We start from the raw sequence: 8,451 nt of genomic DNA on the forward strand, positions 1-8,451 counted from the left end.
TTGGGGGAAAATTTTTTTATGCCTTCGTTCTAGCCCTTGGACTGTTTGGATTTACGAGACATCGCAATTAGCTTCTTCGGTAATAAGCATAACTGATTCTGAATGTTCAATTAAATACTCCATTTCAGAGGCAGTGGATAAAACATTGGTAGGCACCATAATTGCCCCGATTTTTGCAAGAGCAAACCAGCAAACGATAAAGTCTGAAGAATTCGGGAGATGTAATGTTACCTTATCGCCCTTATAAATACCGAAATTTATAAATACGCGGCTAAATTTATTAACCATTTGTAAAAATTCATTATACGTAAACTCAAAGCTGTTTTTGTTGTTATCCTCAAATAACAAAAATGTTTTATTACCGTGTAAATGGCATTTTTCATGAAGCAAATCAATAATATTTCTTTCACCCATAATATCCACATTCACCCCTCCTTATATTTGTAAGCCCTTTCAATTCTTATTAATCACTCTATAGACTATAGTCTATTTTGCAATATTCAGTTTGTCAATAACATTTTGATAATATATACTAAGATTATCATCGTATTTTGCTTAGTAGACCGTGAATTATCCGATTGATTCACTGTACAAAGGAGAAAAAAGTAATGATGAAATTGAATTCTAGGCAAAAGAAAGCACTTGAAACGAAAAAGCGGATACTGGAAACAGCATTGACTCTATTTAGTAAAAAAGGATTTGATCAAGTAACGGTTGATGAAATTGTAGAAACAACTAATACATCTAAAGGTGCCTTTTACGGCCATTTCTCCTCAAAACATGAAATATTTTTAGAGAAATTCAAAGAAATTGACGAGTTCTATGAAAAATTTTGTGAAAGTTTGCCTGAAACTTTATCGGCGGAAACAAAAATCATTCAGTTAGCTGTTACACAAATGGACTATTTAAAAAACGATTTGGGAAAGGAACTGATGCAGACAATCTATATGAATCCTTCTAGCGCAAGATTTTTGGCAAAAACCAATCGGAAATTATACAAATTATTAAATGAATACATAAAGGAAGGCCAGGAGAATGGTGAATTTGTATTGGGCATCCCTACTGAAGAATTAGTGATGATTGTTACCCGTTGTATGCGTGGAACGCTTTATGACTGGTTTATTTTTAATGAAGATTTTGATCCAATAGAAGAAATAAGGAAGATGTTGAATTCCGTGTTTACAGGGATTGAACGGAAATAAGACTTTTTTGTAAAATGTAGAATAGTTAAGACCAGTTACGTTAACAGTATTAATTTTGCTTTTCGATCGGCTCTTATATAACAACTGGACAGTTAAAAGTTCTGCAGTGTCAAGAAGCCAATGAAATGTTATCAAATTCAGGTATTTCCTCCCTTGGAACGAATTATTTGAGTTACGGCTAACCGAGGGATTCGGGCAAACAAACAAAAATAGACGTGCGTAAATAGACCATCACTGCGGCCTTAGAAACGACTGCCTTGGAGGGCGCTCTTAAGTAGCGAAAGACATGCCGGGGACCCTACTTGAAAGCGGACGGCGATCAGTTGCAGCATCCCCATGGCGATGCAACTGCACATCACATAACCTTCAATTATCTTCACCGTCAGCCCGATGTGGATGCGTTCCTTTTCATCAATCACTTATCTATCGGATGGGAGTCTCCCTTCTTAGCGTACCGCTTCAGTTTCGGCATGGACTTGCTCCAGAAATGATAGCCGAACGCACCCACTTGCTTCAATTCACGAAACATGCTTTCAATCTTGAATCGGAAGTGGTAGAAAAGCTAGTTTGTTACTGAACCATAATTATTAATAGATGAGGGAGACTCTCTTTTTTATAGTTTGATAGTTAAAAGGAATCTCTTGAAAAGGTGTTCTTTATGATTTCTTCCAACTTCATTTTCTTCTCTGATTCTAGAATCGCTGAATTATATAGCTCAATGTCTTCTTTCAACTTTTCGGTTGCCTCCTCCTCCGTATTTTCAAGTCCTTTGCACATACGATATATTTGACAGCCCGCAATATATCTCATCCTTTTTCTTTTTCAATCTGGAAAGGCATAAAGACAGGAACTTCGACCATTCGAACGGTTGTCAATTCCTCCAAGGTTTCATAAAATAAGTCAAAGACTTCCTACTTTGAAATGGAGGATTGCCTCGATCTGTCAGCGATCTTTTTGGCTGCTTGCTGCATAAAATCAAGTTCTTATTGTCAATTCTCATTTTGATAACTCCTTCCTTGCCAATGGTCCGAAAAATTATTTTTCAAGTTTTTTGAAAAAAGAATAGGCTGTCACAGAAAATCGGTTTTCACCGACTTTCTGGACAGCCCCTTCCTCGTTGTTGAAGGAAGTATAAAATTTGACGTATCTTCTATATAGAATGGTGATTTGGTATGTCCAGCTACAGGGGCCATCGGGGCAAGGATTAAGCCAATCGGTTTTAAAGGCAACTATGCCTTTTTCAGCGCTCGTCTAGCTTTGCGCTTAAGGCTGTGCGTCTTGCGTTTTTCTTTATTTATAATATTATGAAGTTCCTTCCCCGTGCTGGCCTGTTCGTTTCCTTATTTCGGATGAGCCTGTGTGTTTGTCCCTATTCCTCAATATATCTTCTTGCACCTGCATATTCTTCTCCGTAGCCTGATGTGTCAATATCATCAATACGGACGTGGGTGGAAGTGTTTGGCGAGTGAATCATTTTTCCGTCTCCGACATACATTCCTACATGGTGGACCTTTCCTTTGCCTTGTTCATACGCAAAGAAGATAAGGTCTCCGGATTTTAAATCTTTTCTTTCTACAGGCGTTCCATGAGTCGCCTGCACGGAGGAATCCCTGGGAATTGTTATTCCATTTGCGTGATACATAGTATAGGTGAATCCTGAACAATCAAATCCGAAGCCTGACATTCCGGCCCATAGGTATGGCAGATTTAAAAATTTCTTTCCAGTATCAACAATGTCCTGGCCGGTTGGAGCAGGTATGTCTTTTTCATTTTGGTACACTGCCGCATCGGATTTTTTTAGCCATTTTTTCCCTTGGCTTGGAGTGGCTACCAAAATTTCATTCTTGAATTCTTTCATTACCGGCAATCGGGTGTTGAAGCTAAGCTCCAAAGACTCTTTGGAAGTCTTCTTATCTTCGTAGAGCCATGCCGTTGGAGATGTTATAAGGGCAAAAGGCCTGTTTAGCTGGTTTTTATAACTATTCCCTTTTGCGAGCTGAGCTTTAGGCAGCCAGCCAGGATAACCAAGGTCATTCCTTGGTGTCGGCTGGTTATGAACTGCAACCTTCACCCAGTCTCCTTTTTCTTCAAGTATCGTAACTTCTGAACCATACAATGCTTGAGTCTCCAATTTTCCGACCAGTTCAAGCTTCTCTTCATAAGTCATTGTTCCAGTCCATTTTCTCAAGTCTACTGGATTGGATGCTGACGGTTTGTCCACTTCCCTCAAAAGATTCGGCTCAGTCCATAAAGTGGCTGCTGTAACGTCAACAAAATATGTTTCCGCATTCTTCCCTTTAGCCTGAGCCCATACAGCCGGCATGGAGAACAGACATACCATTGACAAAATGAGGATCCGCCCATTTTTTAAAGCCATATAATCATCCTTTCGTTTTTTTATTTTTAAAAGGAAAGGTATCCTTCCTTTTAATCCCCAAACCTGCTTCCCCTGAGACCTGTATCCCATTTTCCACATATGAAATGCCTTCAAATGGCTCTTCCTTGATCCACAAAGGGGCATCCAAATCAATCTTTGTGATATTCGGATGCGCGATGGCCAGGTGTACCGCCGCCGCAACACTGATACTCGATTCCATCATGCTGCCAATCATGCATTCTACTTCAGCAGCTTCCGCCATGTCGGCGATTTGCAGCGCCCGGCGAATGCCGCCGGTTTTCATCAGCTTGATGTTCAGGTAGTCCACCGCCTGTTCAGATAACAGTTTCATGGCGTCTCTTGGAGAAAAAAGACTTTCATCTGCCATGATCGGTGTTTGGACTCTTCTTTTAATCTCTTTTAACCCGCTGATATTATGAGCTCTCACCGGCTGTTCTACAAGCTCTATATTTAACCTGTCTTTTTCCCACTCCCTGATCACTTCAACAGATTGCTTGACAGTCCATCCTTGATTGGCATCCACACGAAGTGTCACATCATTTCCGACCGCCTCGCGGATCGCCGCAATTCTTTCTATATCATTCATCCAATCTTTTCCTGCTTTAATTTTTATGATGGAAAATCCATCATTTATTATCTGTTTGGCCTCGCTGACCATTTTTTCCTCTTCACCGATGCTAATAGTCATATCATTCAGCAGTTGATTCGTTTTACCGCCTAAAAATTGATATAAAGGTATATTCCAATATTTGCAAAGGGCATCATAGACTGCTATCTCAACAGCTGCCTTCGCACTAGTATTGCCGACACAGCTTTGTTGCACGATTTTTGAAAGCTGGTTGAGTTGCGTTATGGGCCTCCCGATCAATTGGGGAGTCATCACTGATTGGATGATCCCCTTTATTCCTTCCGTTGAATCACCGGTAATGGCCACAGTCGGGGCTGCGGCACCCATTCCGATTATCCCATTTTCCAGCTGAAGCATTACTATCACATTTTCTATTTCATCAGCTGTCCTCAGGGCTGTTTTGAATGGCTTGATTAACGGCAATTTTTCTACTGAAACTTCTATTGAGTGAATGTTCATCGTTGCAACCTTCCCTTATATGGCTGATAAAATGTAAGATGTCAAAATTCCATAATACGTTCCGAGCAGGCTTCCAAGAACGGCCATCAGAATACCCACAGGAATCAGCATTCTATTGAATGACCCTGCCAAAATGGGTGCAGATGCCACACCGCCGATATTGGCAAGCGAAGCCACCCCCATCGTAAATAAATCGAGCTTGAAAGCTTTTGCCAGAATGACCATGATTAATCCATGGAAGAACATGATCATGAAGCCGGATAAAATGTAAACCGGTGCCTGGAACAATTGAGAGAAGTCGGCATGGGATGCGATCAGGCCAATGACGATATAAAGCATGACTTTTGATATCTCCATGGAACCCGGCAATTTGCCAATTTTGGTGACGGCCAAAACAAGACCGACAACGGAGGCTATGATGATTGTCCAAGTCGTGGCATTGACAGCGGCACCAAGTTCGGGCAATTTTTCCCCAATCTTTGTAGCCAATACGGAAACCATCAAACTGAGTCCAAGGAAACCGATTAATTCTACAAAACCGATAGGCTCCTGTTTTTCCTCTTCCGCTTCCAACTGCACAGTCACTTCATCGATATAAGTGGTATCCGCTTTTGTCCATTTGTTAAACTTTAAAGCAAGGGGGACAAGCCAGAATAAAAACATCACCCATACAGAGTAATTGACAGTATCCATGATCAGCGCATAGCCAAAAATGTTCTCAGGCACATCCAAGATTCCCTGCAAAATCACCATGTTGGCTGACCCGCCTGTCCAGCTTGCGCTCAGTGCTGAAAAAGCTTTCCATGTATCCGCTGCATAAAAACCTTTAAGAAGTGCGTAGGTAATTGTAAATCCTCCAATAATGCTGATCGATGCAGCAAAGAATGTCAGCAGCATTTTCGGCCCTAACCGAATGATTTTTCTAAGGTCACAGTGAAGCAGCATCAACATCAGCATGGCCGGAAGCAAAAGCCCGCGCACAGTTGAGTAAGTGTTTTCAACTGACTCGCTTGATGAAAATAAGCCAAAGGTTTTCATTAAGGCAGCGCCAATATAAATGAGGACGATACCCGGCACATATTTAAAGAACTTGCCTCCAATCTTTTTTTCTGCAACCGCCACGGCGGCGGTAAACGCCAGTAAAAAACAAACAAACATAACGCCATCCTGAATCATAACAAGATCCTCCTTTTATCTTAAAAAATCAAAAAATCCAGCTGTTAGGAAATCAACTCCCTAACAGCTGGATTTCAATTGCGAATGACAAATGAAGCAGCTAACCATTTATGATTTGGCTATATTTAATATGCGCATTTTTAAATGCAACAATGATGGCCTTTTGAGAAGAACCGAAATATCTCTTTTCTATCTCTTCTATGATAACGTCGGGCTCATTCATCGATTTGCCTTTAAAAATAGACTCAACAAATTTTGATGTAAGCACAATCGTTGACGAGCATTCGGCTTCCAATATTTCATGGCTGTTCCTGTCTATGACAAGACCGATGAAAAACGTATTAAACTTTTGTGTAATGGGGTTGTTTGAAGCCGTCTTGCTGTCCCCGATGATATAAACAGTATGATCTGGAAACACGATAGATCCTCCTGAAGTCGGCTAATGTGCGGGGCATCTGCACGTACCTGGTGCAAATGTTCGTCACATTATCGACGATATTTTTATATTAATACTAACGTTTTCATTTTGCAATAATTTATTAACTATCTTTTTTCTTATATGAATATATCAATCGACAGGTCGAAGTGAAACTATAAGATGATCTTGTTGAGATCTTTTTCAATCATATGCGGATTGCTTCTCATATACGATTGTATGGGAAGTTTGGTCAGTTATCTAGTATTCGTGATCATATGCCTGACAATCATAAGTTATTTGTGGATCAAACCCTTGAAGCTGGGTTTGAATGGGCTGAAAGCATAGGGGAATCAACTTTGAACGTTGTTCAATACATTCTGGGTACTTCCCAAACAGAAAAACAATCGTTACAGTCTATATTTTCGTTTGAGCGCCGTTATACAAAATATGAAATGGAACGTGCATGTAAAATGATCATTTCTATGACAAAAAGACCCTCGGCATCCAAACGATTTTGAAGAACAATAAAAAGAACGATGCCGAGCAAGAATTAAACATAAAACGGAAATCAATGAAAATAACTATGACTTCACACGTAAGCATTTTATTATAAGGAAACGGATAAATGATGAATGAGCAAACGTTAACAAAATTACACGAAATGAGATTGAGTGGCATAGCGGAAGCCTATAAAGAACAAGCGTTGAACAAGGAATTCCCAAAAATAAGCAAGGTTTTCAGCAACTTCATGTTCCAATTTATTTTCATGGGCCAATTGCCAGATGATCCCTGCCCTTAATTTCATTCGATATTCGATACGTTGGTCATTCTTCCAAACTAATTTTCAAAAGGAGTCCAAAGCTCAAATAGGTTTAAGAACACAAATAAACTCCTAATAGGCGCAAAAAGTGGCTACCACCACCAACTTCAACTTTAGGAGGGAACAAAATGGTTGCTCAACAACCTTTACCCAGTCTCCCGTAGTTGAAAACTGTTTACGCCTATTAAACTTGGAAAATTACCGTCATCCCTTTTTGGATCACTGTGCCAAAAAGCTTTTGTCAGGTAAAGCCATTCTTATATTTGTTGAAGCCTTTCTCCATCAGCGCCTTTCCCTTTGGAATGCACAGGAGAACCTTAGGGTCAAAGACGTACTCCAAAAGCTGATTGAACTGGAAGACATTAGCGAATCAGCCATGTACCGAAAACTGGAAAAGCTTCCTATTGGCCTTCTTCAGGAACTCCGTAAGTCTTTTCGGTTGGATTGATGGCCATCACCGGAGAGTGCAAAACGTCATGGATATTGGTCCGCTTTCCGTAGTGGATTCAAGTGAAATCCCCCTGCCTCAAAAATCTGGGGATGGGCCTACGCTTCCAGGGATAAGAACGGGGTAAAAATCCATCTCCGTGAAGCTCTTCAACCATAAGCCGGAGGCTGTTTGGAGCCAGCTATGGATGGCAGATGTTATTTGCAAATCTAGTGGCAAAGACTATGTGATACTTACAATTGGATGTTATGTGTGCTAAACTGTTCATGTCCTTCATTAGGGTAAACCTCCTTCTTGGCGAGATGAAGTGGTCGGGAAACCAACTTTATCCTACCAGAAGTGAGGTTTTTTTGTTACCACGCTATAAGCTCTCTGGAACCCCCGGCATAGCCGGGGGTTTTCTAAACCATTAAAATCGAGTAGGAGGCTAATCCATTCATTGATTAGCCGACCTCTCACACCACCGTGCATACGGTTCCGTACACGGCGGTTCAACCTTTTAAGTATCGGGACTGATAAAGTTGGGATATATCTTTTAGTCCCCACTTTGTGAGTCTTTCTTTTGTTATTGCAATGTGCAGGACTTCGCTTCGTGATATTCGCCAGTATCCTTTTCGGGAATTTGCATATTTCATGGCGTCATCATGGTTAATCCCATATTTACGAAGCATCCTATATTTTGTTTTTACCTTTTTCCATCTTTTCCAGATGAGTTGCCGCAATCGGCGGTTTAACCATTGTTGGGTTTCTATAATGAAACGTTTCATTCGGGATACCCCGTAATAGTTAATCCATCCTGTTGTTACCTGGTTTATTTCTTTGATAATTTCTCCAAATGTCCCCGGTCGTTTCCGACTGGTTAATTTTCTCAATTTGCTTTTAAACCGTTGTTTTGCCGGCTT

At 40.6% G+C, this 8,451-nt stretch carries 8 protein-coding genes and 1 pseudogene; 3 read left to right on the forward strand and 6 right to left on the reverse strand.

Annotation, left to right across the window (positions count from 1 at the left end; genetic code table 11):
- Nucleotides 1–51 precede the first annotated feature (51 nt).
- Entirely contained in the window at nt 52–414 is a 363-nt protein-coding gene (locus tag AB1L08_RS20495) for an AMP-binding protein (protein WP_413066478.1), read from the reverse strand.
- A gap of 194 nt (nt 415–608) precedes the next feature.
- On the opposite strand from AB1L08_RS20495, the gene AB1L08_RS20500 reads away from it, so the two are divergent.
- Nucleotides 609–1,202 (forward strand): TetR/AcrR family transcriptional regulator, encoded by a 594-nt coding sequence (locus tag AB1L08_RS20500; protein ID WP_413066470.1) that lies wholly within the window; start codon nt 609–611, stop codon nt 1,200–1,202.
- A 1,369-nt stretch (nt 1,203–2,571) separates the two neighbouring features.
- Here the strand turns inward: AB1L08_RS20500 and AB1L08_RS20505 are convergent.
- The 4 genes from AB1L08_RS20505 to AB1L08_RS20520 all read right to left on the reverse strand — a co-directional run bounded on the left by AB1L08_RS20505 (nt 2,572) and on the right by AB1L08_RS20520 (nt 6,281).
- Nucleotides 2,572–3,579 (reverse strand): C40 family peptidase, encoded by a 1,008-nt coding sequence (locus AB1L08_RS20505; RefSeq protein WP_413066471.1) that lies wholly within the window; start codon nt 3,577–3,579, stop codon nt 2,572–2,574.
- Nucleotides 3,580–3,583: 4 nt separating this feature from the next.
- Nucleotides 3,584–4,687: a dipeptide epimerase gene (locus AB1L08_RS20510; protein WP_413066472.1), complete on the reverse strand. Its 1,104-nt coding sequence runs from the start codon at nt 4,685–4,687 to the stop codon at nt 3,584–3,586.
- A gap of 15 nt (nt 4,688–4,702) precedes the next feature.
- Nucleotides 4,703–5,863 carry a DUF819 family protein gene (locus AB1L08_RS20515; protein ID WP_413066473.1) on the reverse strand — a complete coding sequence of 387 codons (1,161 nt, stop codon included), beginning with the start codon at nt 5,861–5,863 and terminating at the stop codon, nt 4,703–4,705.
- A 100-nt stretch (nt 5,864–5,963) separates the two neighbouring features.
- Nucleotides 5,964–6,281 carry a DUF3870 domain-containing protein gene (locus AB1L08_RS20520; protein ID WP_413066474.1) on the reverse strand — a complete coding sequence of 106 codons (318 nt, stop codon included), beginning with the start codon at nt 6,279–6,281 and terminating at the stop codon, nt 5,964–5,966.
- A gap of 625 nt (nt 6,282–6,906) precedes the next feature.
- On the opposite strand from AB1L08_RS20520, the pseudogene AB1L08_RS22615 reads away from it, so the two are divergent.
- Nucleotides 6,907–7,011: pseudogene (locus AB1L08_RS22615) on the forward strand (AAA family ATPase); the annotation flags it as partial.
- A 178-nt stretch (nt 7,012–7,189) separates the two neighbouring features.
- A complete protein-coding gene (locus AB1L08_RS20530; protein WP_413066476.1) occupies nt 7,190–7,549 on the forward strand; it encodes a hypothetical protein in 360 nt (119 codons plus the stop codon).
- 491 nt (nt 7,550–8,040) lie between these two features.
- Here AB1L08_RS20530 and AB1L08_RS20535 read toward each other — a convergent pair.
- Nucleotides 8,041–8,451 (reverse strand): group II intron maturase-specific domain-containing protein (locus AB1L08_RS20535; protein WP_413066477.1); only part of this gene is annotated, 411 nt, incomplete at its 5' end.

Origin of the sequence: Siminovitchia jepli, assembly GCF_047228825.1 — a bacterium.
Lineage (GTDB): Bacteria > Bacillota > Bacilli > Bacillales > Bacillaceae_C > Siminovitchia.